Annotated in this window: 22 protein-coding genes; 15 read left to right on the top strand and 7 right to left on the bottom strand. The window is 70.2% G+C overall.

Going from position 1 to position 20068, the window contains the following annotated elements; genetic code table 11:
- The first annotated feature begins 24 nt into the window (after nucleotides 1-24).
- From ACFO6V_RS22965 to ACFO6V_RS22930, 8 genes are all read left to right on the top strand, one after another.
- The gene (locus ACFO6V_RS22965) at nucleotides 25-1245 is read left to right on the top strand and encodes an acyl-CoA dehydrogenase family protein (RefSeq protein ID WP_377139924.1); all 1221 of its coding nucleotides are present in this window, start codon (nucleotides 25-27) and stop codon (nucleotides 1243-1245) included.
- A 97-nt stretch (nucleotides 1246-1342) separates the two neighbouring features.
- Nucleotides 1343-2743 carry a sensor histidine kinase gene (locus tag ACFO6V_RS22960; protein WP_377139921.1) on the top strand — a complete coding sequence of 467 codons (1401 nt, stop codon included), beginning with the start codon at nucleotides 1343-1345 and terminating at the stop codon, nucleotides 2741-2743.
- The gene (locus ACFO6V_RS22955) at nucleotides 2731-3393 is read left to right on the top strand and encodes a response regulator (protein ID WP_377139918.1); all 663 of its coding nucleotides are present in this window, start codon (nucleotides 2731-2733) and stop codon (nucleotides 3391-3393) included. Before ACFO6V_RS22960 ends, ACFO6V_RS22955 begins: the two co-directional genes overlap by 13 nt.
- Nucleotides 3390-4301, top strand: coding sequence for a DUF4097 family beta strand repeat-containing protein (locus ACFO6V_RS22950; protein ID WP_377139916.1), 912 nt, complete (start codon nucleotides 3390-3392; stop codon nucleotides 4299-4301). The genes ACFO6V_RS22955 and ACFO6V_RS22950 overlap by 4 nt, the downstream gene beginning before the upstream one ends.
- A 93-nt stretch (nucleotides 4302-4394) precedes the next feature.
- Nucleotides 4395-5663, top strand: a complete 1269-nt coding sequence (locus tag ACFO6V_RS22945; RefSeq protein WP_377139913.1) for a hypothetical protein — start codon at nucleotides 4395-4397, stop codon at nucleotides 5661-5663.
- A gap of 159 nt (nucleotides 5664-5822) precedes the next feature.
- A complete protein-coding gene (locus ACFO6V_RS22940) occupies nucleotides 5823-6968 on the top strand; it encodes a glycosyltransferase family 4 protein (protein WP_377139910.1) in 1146 nt (381 codons plus the stop codon).
- Nucleotide 6969: 1 nt separating this feature from the next.
- Complete coding sequence (locus tag ACFO6V_RS22935) at nucleotides 6970-8172, top strand: glycosyltransferase (RefSeq protein WP_377139907.1); 1203 nt, start codon at nucleotides 6970-6972, stop codon at nucleotides 8170-8172.
- Between the two features lies 1 nt (nucleotide 8173).
- Nucleotides 8174-9058: an SGNH/GDSL hydrolase family protein gene (locus tag ACFO6V_RS22930; protein ID WP_377139905.1), complete on the top strand. Its 885-nt coding sequence runs from the start codon at nucleotides 8174-8176 to the stop codon at nucleotides 9056-9058.
- Here the strand turns inward: ACFO6V_RS22930 and ACFO6V_RS22925 are convergent.
- Complete coding sequence (locus ACFO6V_RS22925) at nucleotides 9006-9905, bottom strand: NAD(P)-dependent oxidoreductase (protein WP_377139902.1); 900 nt, start codon at nucleotides 9903-9905, stop codon at nucleotides 9006-9008. The two genes, ACFO6V_RS22930 and ACFO6V_RS22925, sit on opposite strands and share 53 nt — an antisense overlap.
- Complete coding sequence (locus ACFO6V_RS22920) at nucleotides 9902-10792, bottom strand: NAD(P)-dependent oxidoreductase (RefSeq protein WP_377139900.1); 891 nt, start codon at nucleotides 10790-10792, stop codon at nucleotides 9902-9904. Before ACFO6V_RS22920 ends, ACFO6V_RS22925 begins: the two co-directional genes overlap by 4 nt.
- A gap of 124 nt (nucleotides 10793-10916) precedes the next feature.
- On the opposite strand from ACFO6V_RS22920, the gene ACFO6V_RS22915 reads away from it, so the two are divergent.
- A complete protein-coding gene (locus tag ACFO6V_RS22915; RefSeq protein ID WP_377139897.1) occupies nucleotides 10917-11297 on the top strand; it encodes a winged helix-turn-helix transcriptional regulator in 381 nt (126 codons plus the stop codon).
- A 1-nt stretch (nucleotide 11298) separates the two neighbouring features.
- Here ACFO6V_RS22915 and ACFO6V_RS22910 read toward each other — a convergent pair whose 3' ends face one another.
- The gene (locus tag ACFO6V_RS22910; protein ID WP_377139894.1) at nucleotides 11299-11715 is read right to left on the bottom strand and encodes a carboxymuconolactone decarboxylase family protein; all 417 of its coding nucleotides are present in this window, start codon (nucleotides 11713-11715) and stop codon (nucleotides 11299-11301) included.
- A gap of 221 nt (nucleotides 11716-11936) precedes the next feature.
- Between ACFO6V_RS22910 and ACFO6V_RS22905 the strand changes: the two genes are divergently transcribed.
- From ACFO6V_RS22905 to ACFO6V_RS22895, 3 genes are all read left to right on the top strand, one after another.
- A complete protein-coding gene (locus ACFO6V_RS22905; protein ID WP_377139892.1) occupies nucleotides 11937-12797 on the top strand; it encodes an alpha/beta hydrolase in 861 nt (286 codons plus the stop codon).
- Between the two features lie 235 nt (nucleotides 12798-13032).
- Nucleotides 13033-14313: a NucA/NucB deoxyribonuclease domain-containing protein gene (locus ACFO6V_RS22900; RefSeq protein ID WP_377139889.1), complete on the top strand. Its 1281-nt coding sequence runs from the start codon at nucleotides 13033-13035 to the stop codon at nucleotides 14311-14313.
- 16 nt (nucleotides 14314-14329) lie between these two features.
- Entirely contained in the window at nucleotides 14330-14890 is a 561-nt protein-coding gene (locus ACFO6V_RS22895) for a hypothetical protein (RefSeq protein WP_377139886.1), read from the top strand.
- Nucleotides 14891-15048: 158 nt separating this feature from the next.
- Here the strand turns inward: ACFO6V_RS22895 and ACFO6V_RS22890 are convergent, their stop codons facing one another.
- The 3 genes from ACFO6V_RS22890 to ACFO6V_RS22880 all read right to left on the bottom strand — a co-directional run bounded on the left by ACFO6V_RS22890 (nucleotide 15049) and on the right by ACFO6V_RS22880 (nucleotide 17457).
- Complete coding sequence (locus ACFO6V_RS22890) at nucleotides 15049-15459, bottom strand: NUDIX hydrolase (protein ID WP_377139883.1); 411 nt, start codon at nucleotides 15457-15459, stop codon at nucleotides 15049-15051.
- A 7-nt stretch (nucleotides 15460-15466) separates the two neighbouring features.
- On the bottom strand, nucleotides 15467-16216 hold the full coding sequence (locus ACFO6V_RS22885) for a GntR family transcriptional regulator (RefSeq protein WP_377139880.1): 750 nt from the start codon (nucleotides 16214-16216) through the stop codon (nucleotides 15467-15469).
- Between the two features lie 866 nt (nucleotides 16217-17082).
- Nucleotides 17083-17457, bottom strand: a complete 375-nt coding sequence (locus tag ACFO6V_RS22880; protein ID WP_377139877.1) for a DUF4267 domain-containing protein — start codon at nucleotides 17455-17457, stop codon at nucleotides 17083-17085.
- A 106-nt stretch (nucleotides 17458-17563) separates the two neighbouring features.
- Between ACFO6V_RS22880 and ACFO6V_RS22875 the strand changes: the two genes are divergently transcribed.
- Both ACFO6V_RS22875 and ACFO6V_RS22870 read left to right on the top strand, forming a co-directional pair.
- Nucleotides 17564-18136: a TetR/AcrR family transcriptional regulator gene (locus ACFO6V_RS22875; RefSeq protein WP_377139874.1), complete on the top strand. Its 573-nt coding sequence runs from the start codon at nucleotides 17564-17566 to the stop codon at nucleotides 18134-18136.
- Between the two features lie 25 nt (nucleotides 18137-18161).
- Nucleotides 18162-18665 (top strand): GNAT family N-acetyltransferase, encoded by a 504-nt coding sequence (locus ACFO6V_RS22870; protein ID WP_377139872.1) that lies wholly within the window; start codon nucleotides 18162-18164, stop codon nucleotides 18663-18665.
- 2 nt (nucleotides 18666-18667) lie between these two features.
- Here ACFO6V_RS22870 and ACFO6V_RS22865 read toward each other — a convergent pair whose 3' ends face one another.
- Nucleotides 18668-19591 carry a S66 peptidase family protein gene (locus ACFO6V_RS22865; protein WP_377139869.1) on the bottom strand — a complete coding sequence of 308 codons (924 nt, stop codon included), beginning with the start codon at nucleotides 19589-19591 and terminating at the stop codon, nucleotides 18668-18670.
- Nucleotides 19592-19675: 84 nt separating this feature from the next.
- On the opposite strand from ACFO6V_RS22865, the gene ACFO6V_RS22860 reads away from it, so the two are divergent.
- Nucleotides 19676-20062: a YunG family protein gene (locus ACFO6V_RS22860; protein ID WP_377139866.1), complete on the top strand. Its 387-nt coding sequence runs from the start codon at nucleotides 19676-19678 to the stop codon at nucleotides 20060-20062.
- The last annotated feature ends 6 nt before the right edge of the window (nucleotides 20063-20068 follow it).

The raw sequence follows: 20068 nt of genomic DNA, 5'->3' as shown, positions 1-20068 counted from the left end.
CCAGTACCGGAGCACCATGGAACCATGACCCAGACCCCAGGAGTGACGGCGCCCGACTACGACGTCTCACAACCGCTCGACATCGACTTCGCCGGTGCCTTCGCCGACGTGACGGAGGAGGAGCGGGCACACCAGCTCGCCGTCCGCCAGTTCGTGCAGGACGAGGTCCTGCCGGTCATCGACGGCTACTGGGAGCGGTACGAGGTCCCGATGGACCTGGTCAAGCGCATGGCCGAGCTGGACTTCCTGCGCGACGGCGTGGACGTGCCCGGCTACCCGAAGATCTCCAAGATGGCCGAGGGCCTGGCCGCGATGGAGATGTCGCGCGGCGACGGCTCGGTCTCCACCATCTGCGGTGTGCAGGGCGGCCTCGCGCTGCGCTCGATAGTGATGCTCGGCTCCGACGAGCAGATCGAGAAGTACGCCGGCCCCATGGCCCGCGGCGAGATCCTCGGCGCCTTCGCGCTGACCGAGCCCACGCACGGCTCGGACTCGGTGGGTCTGGAGACGTCGGCAGTGCCGGAGACGCGGGACGGCGTCGAGGGCTACGTCATCAACGGCGAGAAGAAGTGGATCGGCCTGGGCTCGATCGGTGACATCTCGGTCGTGTGGGCACGTGGCGAGGACGGCCAGGTGCACGGTTACATCGTGCCGCAGGACGCCCCCGGCTACGAGGCGACGACCATCGAGGGCAAGGTCTCGCTGCGCGCCATCCACCAGGCGCACATCGTGCTGAACGACGTGTTCGTCCCGGCCGGGAACCTCCTGCCGAAGGCCCGCACCTTCAAGGACACCGGGCGCGTCCTGTTCGCGACCCGCCTCGGCGTCGCCTGGCAGGCCGTCGGCCAGGCCGTCGCGTGCTACGAGTCGGCGGTGGCCTACTCGAAGCAGCGGACGCAGTTCGGCCGCCCGCTGGCCGCGAGCCAGATGGTGCAGGAGCGCCTGACCAGGATGCTGTCGATCCTCACGCAGATCCAGCTGCTCGTGAAGCAGATGACGCGGCTCGACGAGGCCGGGCTGCTCACGGGCCCGCAGGCCTCGCTCGCCAAGTACACCTGCACGCGGGGCGCCCGCGAGATCGCGGCGATCGCCCGCGACCTGCTCGGGGGCAACGGCATCCTGCTGGAGAACCGCGTGGCGCGGCACTTCACCGACATCGAGGCCCTGCACACCTACGAGGGCACCGAGAGCGTGCAGGCGCTGATCATCGGTCGCGACATCACGGGCACCAGCGCGTTCGCCTGATCGCTCCACCAACGGGCCGGGGGTAGGGGAAACCCCACCCCCGTGCCGTGGGGCGGCAGCATGTCGCGGGGCCGCGCGTCGGCCTAGTGTCATGCACATGACCAGCGATGACGGCCCGACGCCGCCCCAGCCCCGCACCCTCGAGGACCGCGTCGCGCCCGCACTCGTCTCGGCCCCCGCGTTCTTCCGGGCGCCGTACGACGCCGCCACCTGGCGTGCCTTCGCCGCCCTCGCCGTCGGCTGGATCTGGCACCTGACGGGCGGGCTGGTCCTGTGGGTCCTCGTCGCGCTGTCCGCGGGCCTCGTCCCGGCGCTCGGCATCGGGGTGCCGCTCCTCGCCGCAGCCCTGATCGGCGCGCGGTGGTTCGGCGGGGTCGAGCGCGCCCGCCTCGCCACCCAGACGGGGCTCACGATCCCCGCCCCGCCGCCGCTCCAGGTCCCCGCGAGGCGCAGATTCGGGTCGACGCTGTGGGCGCCGGTCCGAGACAACCGCGCGTGGGCCGCCACCCTCTACGCCTTCCTCGCGATGCTGGTCAGCTCCGTGTTCTTCGCGGCCGCCGTCGCGCTGGTCGGCGGGGCCGTCGCCGCGCTCGTGTTCGTGCCGCTCGGCAGGGACAGCGCCCTCGCGAGCTGGTCAGGGCTGCCGTGGCCCGCCGCCGTCGTCGGCGCGCTCTCCGGCGCCGTCCTGCTCGTGTGGGCCGCGGCCGCCGTCGCGCAGTACGGGTCGTACCTCGTCCTGCGCCTCGCGACGTTCCTGCTCGGGCCGTCCGCCGCGGACATCGCCCACGCCCGCGCCGCCGTCGCCGAGCAGGAGACGCGCCGCGCCGAGGCCTCCGCACACACCGCCCGGGAACGGGCGGCGGTCCTCACCGAGTCGCGCACTGCGGTCGTCTCGGCGGCCGACACCGAACGCCGTCGCATCGAACGCGACCTGCACGACGGCGCCCAGCAGCGCCTCGTGGCCCTCGGTGTCGAGCTCGGTGTGGCCCGCCGGCTGGCCGACAAGAATCCTGAGCACGCGGTCGCGGCCCTCGAGCTCGCGCACCGCGAGATCAAGGAGACGCTCGCCGAGCTGCGCGACCTCGTGCGCGGTATCCATCCCGCGGTCCTCTCCGACCGCGGTCTCGACGCCGCGCTCTCCGCCCTCGCGGGACGCAGCCCGGTACCCGTACGCGTCGAGGTCACCGGCGACCTGTCGCCCGCGAGCGCCGCCGCCCAGGCCGCCGCCTACTTCGTGGTCGCCGAGGCCCTGACCAACGTCGCCAAGCACGCCGGGGCGGACTCCGTCCGGGTGGAAGCGGTCCTCGTGCCCGACGACGACCCGGTGCGCCTACGCATCACGGTGCACGACGACGGCCGCGGCGGCGCCGAGCTGTCCCACGGCAGCGGCCTCGAAGGCCTGCGCGGCCGGGTCATGGCCCTCGACGGCACGTTCGAGCTCGACAGCCCGCCCGGTGAGGGCACCCGCCTGACCGTGGAGGTCCCGTGCGCATCGTGATCGCTGAGGACTCCGTCCTCCTCCTGGACGGCCTCACGCGGCTGCTCGCCGCCGAGGGACACACCGTGACGGGGCACGGCACGGCGGACGATCTCGTCCGCGCGCTCTCCATGCCCGACGTCGAGCTGCCGGACCTGATCGTCACGGACGTCCGGATGCCGCCGTCGCACACCGACGAGGGGCTGCGTGCCGCCGTGCACCTGCGGAGCCTGCACCCCGACCTGCCGGTCCTCGTGCTGTCGCAGTACGTGGAGCAGAGCTACGCGACCGAGCTGTTCGCGCGCGGCGCCCGCGGCCTGGGCTACGTGCTCAAGGACCGCGTCGCCGACGTCGACGAGTTCCTCGACGCGGTGGCCCGGGTCTCCGGGGGTGGCACCGTCGTCGACCCCGAGGTGGTCACCCAGATCATCGCGCGCCATCCCGGCTCCGACCTCGACGTCCTGACCCGGCGCGAGCGCGAGGTGCTCGCGCTCATGGCCGAGGGGCGTTCCAACGCCGCCATCGCGGACCGCCTCGTCGTGGGGCTCGCCGCGGTGGAGAAGCACGTCACCAACATCCTGAACAAGCTCGGCCTCCCGCCGGCCGCCGACGACCACCGCCGTGTGCTCGCCGTGCTGCGCTGGCTCGACCAGAACGGATCCCGCTCATGAACCAGCCATATCCCCAGGACACCCCGGTCCCCGTCGACGCACCGGAGCCGCCGCAGCGCAGCGCCACCGGCCGTGTCCTGGCAGCCGCCGGCATCGCTCTCGCCGTCGTGGCGATCGTCCTCGGCGCACTGTTCCTGACCGACCTGACGATGTCGGAGACCCGCACCACCCACGAGTCCTACGACGCCGTGGACACCGTCGAGCTCGTGGCCGACGGCGACGTGACGGTCACCGCGGCCGAGGGCGACATCGAGGTCGACGTCATAGCGCACAGCGGCCTGCGGGAGCCCACGTACTCGTTCGACGAGTCCGCGAGCCGCCTCGAGCTGACGCACCGGTGCGGATGGTTCATCGCCCTGCCGCGGTGTTCGGGCGAGCTCGACGTCGCACTGCCGGCCGGCACCGAGGTCGTGATCCGCACGGAGAACGGCGACATCGTGGCGACCGGCCTCGCCGGCGACCTGTCCGTGGACACGAGCAACGGCGACGTCGAGACCTCCGGACTCACCGGCCCGCTGGACGCCCGCTCCAGCAACGGCGACATCGACGTCAGCGACTCCCGGGCCGACGTGGACGCCTGGACGTCGAACGGCGAGATCTCGATCGCCGACGTCGACGGCGCGGTCACCGCCGACAGCAGCAACGGCGAGATCACCATCGACTCGGTGACCGGCGACGCCTCGGCGGACACCAGCAACGGTTCCGTGGAGATCTCCGGGGTCGACGGCGACATCTCCGCCGTGTCCAGCAACGGCGAGGTCACGGTCGTCGGCGGCGGAGAGCCCGTGGCCCTCACGATCGACACGTCGAACGGCGACCAGATCATCGAGGGAGCCACCGACCCGAACGCCGAGCGCACGGTCGAGATCCGCAGCTCCAACGGCGACGTGGCCTACCTCGACAGGTAGACCCGGGCAGGTCCGCCATCCAGCACGTGCAAGGATGTGGCCGTGCCGAGTGCGTCAGACATTTCGCCAACGCCCCAGCCAGCCCCCAAGGCCGTGGGCAAGGACATCCTGCGGTCCGCCAACCATGTGCTCACCTCGTGGCCGGCCCTGTGGATCGGGTTCGTGCTGGCCCACGCCTGGATCATCCTGCAGGCGTGGGTCTTCGAACCGCAGATCCTCGGCGACGTGGGCCTGTACGAGTGGTGGGTCCGCAACGGCATGAACACCGGGTCGTGGCCGGTCTTCGACTACGACTGGGTCTATCCGCTCGGCGCGCTCGCGCCCATGGTGATACCCGCGCTGTTCACCGACTCCACGCACGACTACGACTGGGTGTGGATGGGCCTCGTCACCGTCGCGAACGCCGGTGCGGTGCTGGTGCTCGGCCGGGCCCGCCCGCGCGGACGGGTCGCCGTCTGGTTCTGGCTCGCCTTCCTCATGGCGCTCGGGCCCATCTGGATCGGCCGGCTCGACGGCCTGCTCGCGCCGATCATCCTCGTGGCGCTGCTCGTCGCGGCCCAGCGTCCGGCGCTTGCCATGGCACTGGCCACCATCGGCGCCTGGATCAAGATCGCCCCGGGTGCGGTGGCCCTCGCGCTGGCCGCGACGGCGTCGGGCGCCAAGGGGTTTCTCCGGAACGTGGTGCTGCCGGGCGCAGCGGTGTGCGCGGTGGTCGTGGGTGTCGCCGTCGCGGGCGGCGCACAGGACAACGTCCTCGACGTGTTCGGGGAGCAGGGCGACCGCCAGCTGCAGGTCGAGGCGGTCGGCGCGACGCCGTTCACCGTGGCACGGCTCTGGGACCCCTCGATCCGGGTCGAGTACGACAACGTCATCTACACGTACGAGGTGCAGGGCGCCCAGGCCGACGCCGTCGCCCAGGCCCTCGATGTCGCGCTCCCCGTCGCCGCGCTGCTGATCGCTGCCCTCGTCTGGTGGGCGGCACGACGCCGGCCCGACCGCGTCGGCGACGTCCTGCTGATCGGCGCCACCGCGGAGCTGCTGGCCCTCATCGTCTTCAACAAGGTGGGTTCGCCGCAGTTCATCGCGTGGATCGGGCCGCCCATCGCCGCGGCGATCGCGCTCGGGACCCGCAGCCAGGGCACCCGCCGCACCTGGTTCCTGCCCGCGCTCGGCACCATCGTGGTCGCCCGGCTCACCATGGAGATCTACCCGCTCCAGTACGGCGAGTTCCTGGGCGGGTTCCCGCTGGCCACGACCATCGGAGCCCTGCGCAACGTGCTTCTCGTGGCGCTGATGACCGGGGCGATCATCCGGCTGGTTCAGGTCGCCTGGTCGCGTCGGGCGGTCTCCAGAACGAGCTGAGGGGCCTTCGAGGAGGTTCGTCGTGCCAGTTGCATGATGGCTCGGTTACGGTCGAGAACGTGACATCGTGTGTAGCGGTTACCGTCTCGACGCCACCCGTTCCTCGGCTCGCCGCACTAAAGACTCCGTCCGGACATCGACGACCGGCAGGTTCGTAACGTGCGAGTAGCCATCGTTGCGGAGAGTTTTCTCCCGCAGGTCAACGGGGTCACGAATTCCGTCCTGCGGGTTCTCGAGCACCTGCACGAGCGGGGGGACCAGGCAATGGTCCTCGCGCCCGATGCCGACGCCTCGATCGGTCATGTCCCTCCCTTCGTCAGCGGCGCCCCGGTCGTCGAGCTCGGCTCCATCGGCTTCCCCGGGTACCCGGACGTGCGGCTCGTCGTCGGCAAGAAGTGGCGCACCGAGCGCACGCTGGCGACGTTCGCGCCCGACGTCGTCCACCTCGCGTCGCCCTTCATCCTCGGGTGGCGCGGCATCCTGGCCGCCGAGCGCCTGCGGCTGCCGAGCGTCGCCGTCTACCAGACCGAGGTGCCCGGCTATGCGGCGCGCTACGGGCTGGGCGGTTTCGAGCCGCTGCTGTGGAAGCGGGTGAAGGACATCCATGACCGCGCGACGATGACGCTCGCGCCGTCCACGGCGACCATGCGGCAGCTCGAGGACCACGGCATCCCCAACCTGCGGCTCTGGGGCCGCGGGGTCGACACGGAGGTGTTCCACCCGCGGTTCCGGGACGAGGCCTGGCGCCGCAAGGTCGGTGCCGGCCGCGAGATCCTCGTGGGCTACGTGGGCAGGCTCGCCGCGGAGAAGCAGGTCGAGGCGCTGCGTGTGGTGCAGAACCTGCCTGGCGTACGGCTGGTGATCGTCGGAGACGGGCCCGAGCGGGAGCACCTGCAGCAGGTTCTCCCCGAGGCCCACTTCACGGGTCTGCTGCGCGGGGCCGAGCTGTCGCGGGCGATGGCCGGCCTCGACGTGTTCGTGCACCCGGGCGAGCTCGAGACGTTCGGCCAGACGCTGCAGGAGGCCCACGCCAGCGGGGTCCCGGTGGTGGCACCCGCCGCGGGCGGCCCGCTGGACATCGTGCGGCACTCCCACGACGGCTGGCTGTACCCTCCAGGTGACCACGAGGCGCTCCGTGCCCGCGTCGTCGACCTGGTGGGCGACGAACGCAAGCGGCGCGCCTTCGGCACGTCGGCCCGCGAACGCGCCGAGGGCCGCACGTGGCACGACATCTGCTCCGAGCTCATGGGGCACTACGACGACGCGGTCCGGGTCCACGCGAGAGCCGGCTCAGCGGAGGTTTGACTTGCGAATCGTCCACGTCGCGAACTTCTACAGCCCCCGGTCCGGGGGCATCCGGACCGCTATGCACGCCATGGCCGGGCAGTACCTGTCCCGGGGGCACGAACCCGTGCTCGTCGTGCCGGGCAAGCGGGACGGGGTATCGCTCGTGGACGGCGTCCGGGTGGTCACCCTCGCCGCGCCGCGCGTGCCGTTCTCCGGCGGCTACCGCGCGGTCGTGCAGCCGGGCAAGATGCGGGGCCTGCTCGAGACCCTCGCGCCCGACCGGCTCGAGGTGAGCGACCGCACCACTCTCGCGGGGCTGGGCGACTGGGCCCGCGAGGCCGGTGTCCCGTCGCTGATGATGCTGCACGAGCGCGTCGACGGGGTGCTGCGCTCCTGGATCCCCGGTGCCGCGGCGGGCGGTGCGGCGGCCACGTTCGGTGCGGCCACGGCGCCGGTCCTGGCCGACCGGTACAACCTCGCCACGCTCACCCGGTTCGACCGGCTGGTGGCCACCACCCAGTTCGCGGCCGGCGAGGTGGAACGTCTGGCGGACCGCAACCGGTCCGCCGTGCTCCCGCCGCTCTACCGGGTGCCCCTCGGCGTCGACCTGGAGCGGTTCCGGCCCGACCGGTACTCCGACGAGGCCCGCGCGCTGTACGCACCGCCCGGCACCGCGCTCATCGTGCTCGCGAGCCGCCAGTCCGCGGAGAAACGCCCGGACCTCGCGATCGACGCCGCCGCGCAGCTCGTGCGGGACGGCCGGCCCGTGCGGCTCGTCGTCGCGGGCGCCGGGCCGCTCCTGCCGAAGATGCGACGCCGGGCCGAGGCTGCCGGGCTGCCGCACCGCTTCCTGTCGTTCGTCCCGGACCGCGACCGGCTCGCAACGCTGCTGACCTGCGCCGACGCCGTCATCGCCCCCGGGCCGATCGAGACCTTCGGGCTCGCGGCGCTCGAGGCGCTGGCGTCCGGGACGCCGGTCGTCTGCAGCTCGTCGAGCGCCCTGCCCGAGGTGGTCGGTACTGCCGGTGCCGCCGCACCGCCCGACGCCGCCGCGCTCGCCCTCGCGCTGCACGAGGTGCTGGACCGCGACGTGGACGGACGGCGCAAGGCCGCCCGAGCGCGCGCGGAGCTGTTCCCGTGGAGCGCCACCGGCGACGCGATGCTCGAGCTGCACTCCCGCAGGGCCTTCGACCTGGAACCGGACCCCGTGGGGCAGCGGTGAGATGACGCCGCCGGCGGGACGTGAGCGCGGCTTCCGACTCGCCGCCCTCGGCGACTCGATCACCGTGGGCGTCGGCGACACGGTCGGCGCCGACGCCGTCCACGGCCCCGGCTGGGCAGCACATCTCGCCACCGTGCTCGGCGCGGAGACGTTCGCCAACCTCGCCACCGAGGGCGCGCGCTCGCGCGACGTCGCCGGCACGCAGCTCGCCGCCGCCCTGGCGCTCCGGCCGCACCTCGCCACCGTGCTGGTGGGCGGCAACGACGTGCTCCGCAGCGACTTCGACGCCCGCCACACGCTCGCGGACCTGCACCGGTCCGTCGGCGAGCTGTGCCGCGCCGGTACCGACGTCGTGCTCGTGCTGCTGCCGGCCATCGGCCTGTTCGAGCTGGGCCCGCGGCTCGTGCGACGTGTGATGCGGCGCCGGGTGGCGTCGATCAACGCGGCGGTGGAGGAGGTGGCGGGCTCAGCGCCCGGGCGGGTGGTCGTCGTGGACGCCGCGCGGGCGATCGAACCGGCCGGGTCCAGGGCGTGGCACATCGACCGCGTCCACCCGTCGCCGCTGGGCCACCGGGCCCTGGCCCTGGCAGCTGCGGCCGCCCTGTCCGCCAGTCCCGGCACCGTGGATGAGAACGGGGTTGTGCACGCGACGTCGTCCGTCACGAACACAACCCCGTTCTCGGCCGCCGAGGCCCGCGGGCGGCTGCCTGAGGCGCCCGAGCCGCCGTCGGTGTGGGAGCGGCTGGTCTGGCTTGTTCAGGCCGGACTGCCCTGGTGCGTGCGCAGAGGGCGGGACTTTCTGCCCGGGCTGCTGCGTGCCGTCGTGCACGACGTCAAGCCGCGGATGACCCGCCGGACCCGTCCTGCGGCCGCATCGCGTCGATGATCCGGGTCCAGTTGTCGCCCCCGTGGCCGTTCTCGCGGACCCAGGTGTAGTGCGCCTGGACCGCCGCGGGCAGGGCCGTGTCGACGCCGACGGCCTCGCTCGCGGCGACCACGTGGTCCGCCGTCGCGCCCATCATGGTGGCAGTGCTCAGGTCCCCGGGGTGCTGGCCGGCGTCGATCTGGGCGCCGGGACTCCCGCCGACCGCGAGCATCTCCCCCACGCCGACCAGCGTGAGCATCAGCTCCTCCAGCGCTGCCGTGGCGGTGACCCCGCCGGACTCCAGCAGCGCCGTGGCGTGCATGAGCGACGCGAGAGACGTCAGGAACACGTCGAGGTTGGCCAGGTACATGAGCTGCGCCAGCCCCAGGTCCTCGCCGAGATAGCGCGGCCTGCCGATCGTCGCGAGCGTCTCCCAGTTGGCCTCCATCAGGTCGCTCGGGCCGCTGTAGTAGACGTACGCCGCCTCGGTGCCGACCATCGGTGCCGGCGTCATGACGCCGCCGGTCAGGAAGCGGGCGCCGTGCTTCTCGGCCCAGGCGGCACCCTCGCGGGTGCGGTCCGGCGAGTCCGAGCTGAGATTCACGAGCGTGCGGCCCGCGAGCCCCTCCGCCATAGGACCCAGGATGTCGTGCATCGCCTGGTAGTCGGTAAGGCTCAGGATGACGAGCTTGCTCGCCGCGAGGGCGTCGGCGGGTGTGGCGGCAAGGGTGGCGCCGGCCGCGACGACGTCGGCGGCCCGGCTCGGGGTCCGGTTCCAGACGGTGACCGGGTGCCCCGCGCGCAGCAGGGCGTGGACCATCGCCTGACCCATCGGGCCGAGGCCGATCAGGGTGACAGGTGCGTTCATCGTGCGTCCTCCGTGCTGTCGGCCCGAAGGCTCTCGTAGATTCTCGCGAAGCCCTCGGCTCCGTGGCCTGCTGCGATCTGCTTGCCTATCAGCTCCTGCACCGCGGCGATGGGCACGGGCTGCACGCCCTGCTCCTCGCTCGCCCGCACGATGTGGCTGAGGTCGGAGAAGTCCAGGCTCTGCTGTCCCGGGACCGTGTAGTCGCCGCCGTCGATCACCGACGCGAAGTGCGCGAACGAGTCGGTCATCGCGCTGAGGAACGGCGTGGCACGGCCCGCGAACTCGGTGGCGCTCATCCCTGCGGAACCAGCCATCGCGGCGCCGTGCAGGAATCCGGCGAACATCGAGTACATGCCCGAGAGCATCGCCAGGTCGAACAGGGAGGCCAGGCCGCTGTCGGCGCCGTCGTAGGTGCTGTCGGCCCAGCGGTCGAGCACCGGACGGGCATCGTCGAACACCTCGCGGAGACCGCTGTACAGGATCGCCGCCCCTGGGCCGCCGATCATGGGTGGTGTCGCCATGATCGCGCCGTCGAGGTAGCGGACGCCGTGGCCGGCTGCCCAGGTGGCGAGCTCACGCGCCTCGTTCGGCGTGGTCGTCGTGAGGTTCACCAGTGCGCTGCCCCGCATCTGCTCGATGACGGGGTCGAGGGTCTCGTGCACGGACGCGTGATCGAACAGGACGGCTACGACCAGGGGCTGCGCCGTCACTGCCGCGCCGATCGTCGGCGCCGCCGTGGCTCCCCGGGTGCTGAGCGCGGCTGCCCGCTCGGGCGTCCGGTTCCAGACCGTCGTGTCGTGGCCCGCGTCGAGCAGGGTGGCCGCGAGGGCGCTGCCCATCGCGCCCAGTCCGAGCACCGTGACGCCGGCGGGTTCGGGGTGACTCATCAAGATCTCCTCCGTAGTGGGTACGTGACTATGCTCGGCGTCGAACGTACGATCACGGAAGTACCCACTAATTACTGGGGTACTTACCTATTGGGAAGTACCCTTGAGTATCTGGAGCAGTGCGATGACGAAGTCACCCCGGAGCGGCCCTTACATCTGCGGCATCGACGCCGCGCTCGACGTCGTCAGCGGCAAGTGGAAGGGCCTGATCCTCTGGGAGCTCGACGAGCACGGCGTGCGCCGGTTCGCCGAGCTGCGGCGCGGCCTGCCCGGCGTCAGCGAGAAGATGCTCACCCAGCACCTGCGCGAGATGGAAGCCGACGGGCTGGTCGACCGCCAGGTGTACGCCGAGGTCCCCCCGCGCGTGGAGTACTCCCTGACGGAGCACGGCAGGGCGCTCAACGCAGCCCTGGCGCCGCTCGGCGTCTGGGGTATCGAGCGGATCCGACGGGAGCGGTCGGACCTGGTCGAGCACCGCGACGCTGCGGCGCTGCCGCGGCCGTGACCTACGGGGTTCCGGCCAGCGGCAGCAGCCCGCGCTCGGTGAACACCTTCCGCGCGACGCCGACGGCGTTCAGCGCACGCGGGAAACCGCAGTACACGGAGCTGTGCAGGAAGACCTCGATGATCTGCTCCGGGGTGAGCCCGACGTTGAGCGACGCGCCGACGTGCACCTCGAGCTGCGCCTCGCTGCCGCCGAGGGCGGTGAGGATCCCGAGGGTCACCAGCTGCCGCTGCTTGGGCTTCAGCCCGGGCCGGGCGTAGATGTCCCCGTAACCCCACGCGACGATCTGGTGCCCGAGCTCGGGGGCGATGTCCGCCAGGGAGTCGATGACGTTGTGACCGGGGTCGTCATGGACGGAGTCGAGGACCTTCTTGCCGGACGCGAATCGTTCCGCACGTACCGCATCGTTCTCGGTCATCGTCCTTCTCTCTCTGAGCTGCCGGCACGGGTGACGTGGGCTCGATTGTTGATGCAGGAGCATGCGCTGGTGGGCGCGGCCCCAGTCCAGCCCATGACCAGGCCGTAGCGCAAGATGTCTGCGCAGGTCAACGGGGCTTTCTTTCACCCGCTCACGTGCGGGCGACGTCGGGCCCGAGCTGTTGCTGTCCCGAGGCGTGACAGTCGACCTACGCTTGCCGTGTGACCGCATACGTACCCTTTGCTCCGCTACCTCTCGATCAGGAGGACGTCCGGTACGAGCACGGTCCTGACTCGGCACGCAGGCCCGGCGTGCCGCACGGCTTCACCGTCGAGCTGGTCTGGGAGAGCGCGGCGTACCCCGGGACCACGCGGAAGGTCTGGATCCACGTGCCCGCGGCCTACAACCCGGCCGAGCCCGCCGGGATCGCCGTCTTCCAGGACGGCTGGTGGTACCTCGACCCCGACGGCGAGGTCCGGGGCGGGATAGTCCTGGACAACCTCGTGCACAGCGGCGACATCCCCGTGACGATCGGCGTGTTCGTCGACCCGGGGGTCTTCGCGGACATCGAGGATCCCGACCGGCGCAAGAACCGCGACGCCGAGTACGACGCCTTCAACGGCTGGTACGGCGCCTTCCTCCTCGAGGAGATCGTCCCGGAGGTCCGACGGCGGTTCGCGATCACCGACGACCCGGAACGCTGGAGCATCGTGGGCGGCAGCAGCGGCGGGAACTGCGCCCTGACCGTGGCCTGGCACTACCCGGACCGGTTTCGCCGGGTCGCCGGCTTCCTGTCCAGCTTCACTCAGCTGCCGGGCGGCAACAACTATCCGGCGCTGATCCACCTGATGCCCCGCAAGCCCCTGCGGATCTTCATGCAGGCCGGGCACCGGGACCTGCGCTGGAACCAGCCCGACAACAACTGGCTCGCGGAGAACCTGCGGGTCGCCGCGGCCCTCGCCGAGGCCGACTACGACTTCCGGCTCGTGCTCGGCGACGGTGGGCACCATCCCAATCACACGGGGGTCCTGATGCCGGACGCGCTGCGGTGGCTGGGGCGCCCGGTTGCGGCTGCTCGTTAGAAGCGGACGGTCACCAGCGTCTTGTCGTCGTGGCTTCGATCGCGGCCAGCGGCGTCCGTTCAGGTCGGAGGCTTCCTGTGAATACAACAGCTGAGCGATTTCACCCCATCCAGTCTCGCGCCCCTATTGTCCGTAATGTTCGCTCTGCGTAAGTTGCTTGCGTCAACAGTGTCAGAGCATTGGGAGAGCGAGGAGAACCTCACGCGCAAGCAAAGTTCGCTACTGGGCGTCCGCCGTGGCTGCTGGACTGGTGGCCGCGTCGGCCTCGGTCTTCGGGTTGCCTGCGGTCGCCGCTGATGACGGTGACAGCACGTCCATCACGCCCGTTGACGATTCCTGGGTCGTCTCGTCTGGTGATGGGTGGCAAGTCTCGAGCGAGCCTTTGGCCGTCGGATCATCGTCGAGAGCCGCAACGTCGCCGGACGAGGCGGACTGTACGACGGTGTCGAAGGAAGGCATCTGGAGCTGCATCGAGATCGGCGACGCCAGCGAGGCCCCAGCAGCGGCACGGACCTCTCCGGGAGCGGCCCCTACCTTCCCCATCCCTGAGTGGTGCCTGGAGCACGGGGCTGATGGCGTCACCTACGTGACGCGGAGTGTCGGCTGCCGGATCGTTCCCATCGACTACACGGTGTACGAGCGCCGTGACGGTGTGCCCGTGGTCGTGGGGTACGCCCAGCTGATCGCCTACCAGTACATTGGCACGGCTGCCGATACTCCGTACTGGGCGCACGAGCTCACCGTGAGCCCGGCGATCATGACGGGGCTGGCTGCCGAAGGCCTGCACGTCGCGGGACTGCCGACCTGCTTGACCAGCCCCGGCAACTGTGCGTTGTACGACTACTCGTTCCCGGTCTCGGTGCTGGAGACCGTCGGGTCGGAGGAGTCCGGACTGGCCGAGTGGGAGTGGCCCGTCGTCGCCGGTGGACAGGGTACGAGCAACACGAGCTGGAGTCTGCAGGTCAACCTGATCGCGGACTCGGAGTGGGCAACCGCAGAGATCAGCAACGCAGCTGAAGTCCGATGCGACAACGAGCTCGGTGACCGCGGGCCGGGTTGTGTGATCCCCTTCGCCACGCCCACCATGACATGGGATGCCTCGGTGTTTCCGGAGTACGCATCGCACGTACCCGCCGCGGTGAACAGTGGACTCCCCGGAGCGAATCTCGGTGCCAGCTCCGTTCCGCTGCACCGACTGACCGATCCACCTCTGCGAGATGCCAACAGAAACAAGGCATGCCCTCAGTCACTGCCGAGGTCAACTGGAAAGTCCTGCGACGAGTATCCGTTCGCTTCCACCTACGAGGGAGCATCAACTGGAGGCGGCACAGGGCGCACTTTCAACTGGTGCAGCATCACGACCCTGCCCACCGGGATCACCGGGCCCACCGGTTACAGTGCGTGCATGATCGATGAGGTTCAGAACTCGGGAGCGGGCAACCTCCTGAACTCCCAGCTCTACTCGCCTCAGCGGGTGCTGGACGGCGACGCGTTCTGGATCAACTTCTTCCTGTGACGGCGAGGTGGCAGCCATGAGATACCTGACGCGCGTCGAAGAATCGTGCCTCAACGTGCACGGCACCTCATGGCTGCCACCGCATGTCCCAGGCCTGATCAAACACCTGGTGCTGGACGTGCCCGCACCTCCTGAGAGCACCTCTGACATTTCCCGCCTCATTGGACCGGGCCGCCGGTACCAACCGCGGCGACCAGCGGCCGTTGACCGCCTGCCCGTCCTGGACCGGGCGCCCCTGATCCGTGCGGGCATCTCGATGGGCCCCGTCTCGGTGGAGGTGCGCGAGTACGAGGCAGAGCCCCGTCGAGAGCCGTCCGGCTGGGAGGACGTAGCCGAGTTCAGCGTGCTGGTGCGGGACAAGCCGGCATATATCGGTGGGTTTAACCAGGACTTCAGAACGACTCCCAACATTGGCACTGCGGGTCCCGGCTGGTATCGGCTACGCGTACATGCACGGGGGAGGGCAACAGCGCCCGATCTTGTCGTGACCGAGCCAACCGAGGACTACCTCGTCCAGGTTTGGCGTGCGGATCACGCCGAGCCGCTAGCGCTTACCGAGTCCGTCACCCAACTGTGAGGCTGCGGCTACTTCGACGTCATCCACGGTGTCCGACGTCGTATCCGTCGCCGGCCGCCAAGCGCGTTCGGTAGACGGCACGCTCGGGTGCGCCAACTGCGTCGGCGAAGGGCGTCGGATGGCGGCGTGCCGGACGGCGGAATGGTCTGGCGGCTGACTCAGCCCAGCGCGGCGGCGAGGTAGTCCTGCACGACCGGCGCGAAGCCGCGCGGCACGTAGCTGCTGAGCTCTGCGGGCGCGGCCCACGCGATGTCCTGAACCTCGTCGGTGTCGGCGACGTGGGCCGTACCCTCCTGCACGCGACAGACCACGTAGCCGATGAGCCGGCCGGTTTCCGGGTGCACGCGCTCCCCCAGCGTCGTGACAGCCGCGACCACGAGACCCGCCTCCTCCGCCGTCTCGCGCACCGCCGCCTCGGCGAAGGCCTCACCAGGTTCGACGGCGCCGGCCGGGAGCTGCCACGACAGGGAGCCTTCCGAGACCCGCCGCTGGACCAGGAGGAGGCGACCGTCCTGGACGATGACCGCTGCGGCGATCGCGAGTCTCCCGTCTGCGGTGGCCTCGGGCATGTGCGCGCTAGGCGTCGAAGTCGTAGCGCAGCACGTAGGCACCCGCGTCCATCACCATGACGTTGACCTCGACAGGGTCGCCCGACTCCGTGACAGCAGTACGAGTCACGACGAACACAGGAGTTCCGGCGGGCATCGCGAGCTCTTCGCTCTCTGCCTTGGTGGGCATCCGGCCGACGATGTCCTCGCGGAAGTGAGCCGGCGCGTGGCCGAGGTCAGCCAGCCGTGCGTAGATACCGCCGGCACCTGTGTCCTCCGCCAGGATCTGACTACCGGCGACCAGCGCCGCCGGCAGATATGACGTGGCAACGATGACGGGCTTGTCGTCCAGGAGGTAACGCCGTCGACGGGTGGCAACCTTGTCGTCGCTGTCGAGGATGGCGGCGATGTCGTCGGGAGCATCGACCTCCGCGACGATCTCGAAATGATCGACAGTCGGGCGACGGCCGCGCGTCTCGTCATCCCAGACGCTGCGCCCAGCCTTCCACTTCCGCGCGCTGACACGGCTGATGCCGTTGCGCACGATCGGATCGAAAGAGCGCACGAAGACTCCGACCCCACGACGCGTCGTCGTCAGGCCCTCGGCCTGCAACATCCCGAGCGCGCTGCGCACCGTCAGCCGAGCAGCGCCGTAGTCCTTGATCAGTGCGTTCTCACCGGGCAGCTGATCGCCCGGCCGGTACTCCCCGCGCTCGATGGCGTCGCGAAGTTCGGCCGCAATCGTCTCGGCCACCCCCTGCTTCGCATCTTTAGACATGGCTCAAGCCTATGCGGCCCTCGCGGAAGCGAGTCACCCACGGCCGGGGTCCTCCAGGCGACTTCTTTGTAGATGCGGTTGACATCTTAAAGAAGCGATTCACAGTGGAGGTAGTCACATCTTTAAAGATGCGCCGCACGCCGGTCGACGCCGCTGAGCGAAGGAGCCATTCATGGCCGCAACGAAGAGGGTGCTGTGATGCCGGAGTATCGAGTCGAAGCTCTGGACGTGAGCCGCAAGTACTTGTTCGAGGCGACCTGGAGCCTGTCCCGCGCAGGACAGCGCCTGACCGAACACGGCTCGGAAGAGGACGGCACAGCCGAGGCCGGCCGGGAATCGTGGCGCCTGTCGCGGCAGGTCGAGGCACTGAAGACGGTCGTGCGTCAGGCGCACGATGCGGCAACCGCACCTACTCACCGAGCTGGGAGAAGCTCGGATCAAATGGGTCGAGATCTTCCGGGACCGCCTAGTCATGCACCCTGCGCGGCGGTCAGAAGGAGAGGCAATCGCCAACCAGCTGGGAATCCATGTCGCGACGGACCACCCGGCCACGCGGCCAGGATTCACGCTGTGGACCGGCAGCTGGAAGGGCATCGACATGTACATCTACGGAGAACTGCGCGAAGCCGTGCCGCAGGTTCGGCCGTGGTGAGCGCGCCCTCGGCGTCCGGCCACCCGTAGTCGTCGCCAGGGCTGATGACGTTGACCTCATCCTGCGCCTCGTCGCCGAACCCGGAGCTCGGCAGCCTCAGGGACAAGATCCTGCGCGCGCTGCCCGACGGCGGGATCCCGGCCGGCAGTCCTGAGGACGCCCCGGCTGAGGACATGGCGAAGGCCGGTCCGCGCGGGACCGGCCTTGGCCGTGCTCAAGCGAGGAGCAGGAGGACGGCGACGACGACCATGACCGCCGCGGTGGCGAAGTGGACACCGTAAGCGGCCGCGCGAGGCCCCTTGGAGCGCAGGACGATCAGGCCGTCGAAGACGGGCATCACCGTGGCGGCGAGCATGACCCAGCCGGCGAGCGAGGTGGTACCGAGGGCGATCACGACCAGGAGCATGAGTCCGGCGCCGACGTCGCGGCCACCTTTCACCGTGAGCCAGCTGTCGAGGACCGGGTCCGGGGCAGTGCCCGGGATGCCGAAGGTCGCGAAGAACTGGGGCCTGAGCATGCCGGTGGCACCCATGGCGAGGACGGCGAGCCCGATGAGCGCGGCGAGGGCGGTGGCGATGATGGCAAGCATGGGGTGGTTCCTCTCAAAAGGCGCGTTACGAAATCTAGCGTTGCTAGGTCCGCGCTCAACGATAGGCCATCAGTGATCAGAAAACTAGCGGTGCTAGAATATTGGAGTGACTGCTACTGAACGCCGTGAACGGCAACGCGCCGAGCGCCACCAGCTGATCATCACTGCAGCCCGCGAACTCGCCGAGGCCGAAGGCTGGGAGACCGTGACCACCCGCAGGCTCGCCGACAAGGTCGAGTACAGCCAACCGGTGCTCTACAGCCACTTCGCGAACATGGAGGCCATCCGCGACGCCGTCGCCATCGAGGGCATCGGCGAGATGGCCGAGCTCCTTCGGGAGGCACGCCTCGCCGCCCCCGAGCACGAGTCCATACGCGCGGTCTGCACCGCGTACCTGGAGTTCGCTGCCGCGCACCCGGCCGCGTATCAGGCCATGTTCTCCTTGCCCACCAACGTGAAATGGGCCAGCGCCGAGACTCCGGCCCCGTTGCGTGCCGCGTTCAACGAGATCGTGAGCGCGTTCGGCCCGATCAACGACAGGAACACGGCCCTCGCCGAACTGATCTGGGGTTCGCTCCACGGCATGGCGGTGCTGCTGCGCAGCGGCCGGATCCCGCAGTCCGCGCAGGAGCAGCGCCTCGACCTGCTCGTCACACTCTTCGCCAACGCCCCCGCGTAGGGACGTGCCGGGGAGTATTGACCGCGTGACCCTGACGATCCGACCCCGCCGCGAGGAAGACCTGCCGAGTCTCGCCAGCACCCTTGTGCGTGTGCATGCCGTTGACGGATACCCGGTCGAAGGCGTGGCCGATCCCGAGGCCTGGCTACGCCACCCCCACGAGATACAGAGCTGGACCGCCGCAGATGACGACGGACCCATCGGGCAGGTCACTCTCACCCGTGCCCAGCCCGAGGACGATGTCGCGGTGGCCTGGCACAAGTACACCGGCGGGGATATAGAGCGACTGGCCATCGCAGCAAGACTCTTCGTCGATCGCGACCACCGAGGCAGCGGTGCCGGGCACCTCCTGATGGAGACCGCGCGGGATTTCGCGCGGTCTCACGGGCTCGCGATCGCGCTCGACGTCGTGCTCAAGGATCGCGCCGCGATCAGGCTGTACGAACGGCTCGGAGCAGAGCGGATCAGCGACGTCATTCACTGGTACGGCGACGGCCTGACGGCCGCCGGCGTCGTCTACGTGATCTGAGGTCAGGCGGCCAGCGGCGCAACCGTCAGGGTCCCCGCATCGGCGTCGAGCTCGCACTCGACCCCGAGCGGGACAGACACCGGATTCTCGAGGTGCCCGAGCGGCAGCCCGGCCAAGACAGGCACGCCGAGCGAGCCGAGCCGGTCGCGAAGGACGTCCAGGACCGTCCACTCACGATCCTCGTAGTCCTCGAATCCCTCCAGGGCGCCCACCGCAACACCTGTGATCCCGTCGAGAGCGCCCGACATCAGCAGCTGCGTGAGCGCCCGGTCGACCATCCCGAGACCTACTTCCCGGTGCGTTTCCAGCAACAGGACATGGCCCGCGAGGTCGTTGTCGACGACGCCGACACCGCGGGCCAGCATCTCGAGATTGCCGCCGAACAACGCCCCGGAAGCCGTGCCGCCAGTGGTGAGCTCGGCACCGAACCGGCCGCTGTCGCTCCGCACCGGGTCGGCGCGCTCGCCGATCAGCAGCCGCCGGACGGTCCCCGCACGAGCCCCGGCGACGGCGCCATGGACCGACGGAACGCCCGCCAGGTGCCACACCTGGTGCAGCGCGGTGATGTCGCTGAAGCCGATGACGGGCTTCGGGTCCGCGCGCAGGGCGTCCGTGTCGACGTCGGCGAGCAGCCGGAAGCTGCCGCACCCGCCGCGCAGGCACACGATGGCCCTGACCTCCGGGTCACGGAGCGCGGCGTTGAGATCTGCAGCGCGCTCACGATCACCGCCGGCCAGGTACCCGAGCCGGTCCGTGGCGTGATGCCCGACGCGTGCCCTGAACCCCCATGACTCGACGGTAGCGACGCTCTGAGCCACCCACGGCTCGTCGCTCCAGCTGGCTGGCGAGACGAGCGCGATCACGTCGTCGGGCTCGAGCCTCCGCGGTCGAGGCACCGTGGACCGAGGCTGAGCGAGTCGCGACATGCGCGGGACCCTACCGGGCCGACGGCGGCGTCAGGCCGCTAACCTGCCGGCGTGCCCCGACCCGATGCGTTGTCCACAGGCCCTGTGGATCTCATAACCCTCCGCGAAGCGCTGGAGGCGTCGTGGAGTGCGAAGACGTCGTACGGCGGGGTGTGGGAGGAGGGCAATCCCGCGCTCGGCCAGTGCTATCCGACGTCGCGCGTGGTGCAGCACTTCCTGCCCACGAGCGAGATCGTCAAGGGAACCGTGTGGACCGGCGTCCGGCACGAGATCCACTTCTGGTGCGAGCTCACGGTCGGGGACGGGACGGTCGCGCTCGACCTGACGTGGCAGCAGTTCCCGCCCGGATCCGTCGTGACGGCGCGGGAGACCCTCGACCGGGACGACCTCGGAGACAGCCCGGCCACCGTAGCCAGGTGCGATCTCTTGCTGTCGGACGTCGAGGCGTACCTCGATCTGGACGGTCGCTAGCTCCGG

Origin of the sequence: Promicromonospora alba (assembly GCF_042654905.1) — a bacterium.
Classification (GTDB): Bacteria; Actinomycetota; Actinomycetes; order Actinomycetales; family Cellulomonadaceae; genus Promicromonospora; species Promicromonospora alba.
This window is presented reverse-complemented; position numbering and strand designations above follow the sequence as displayed.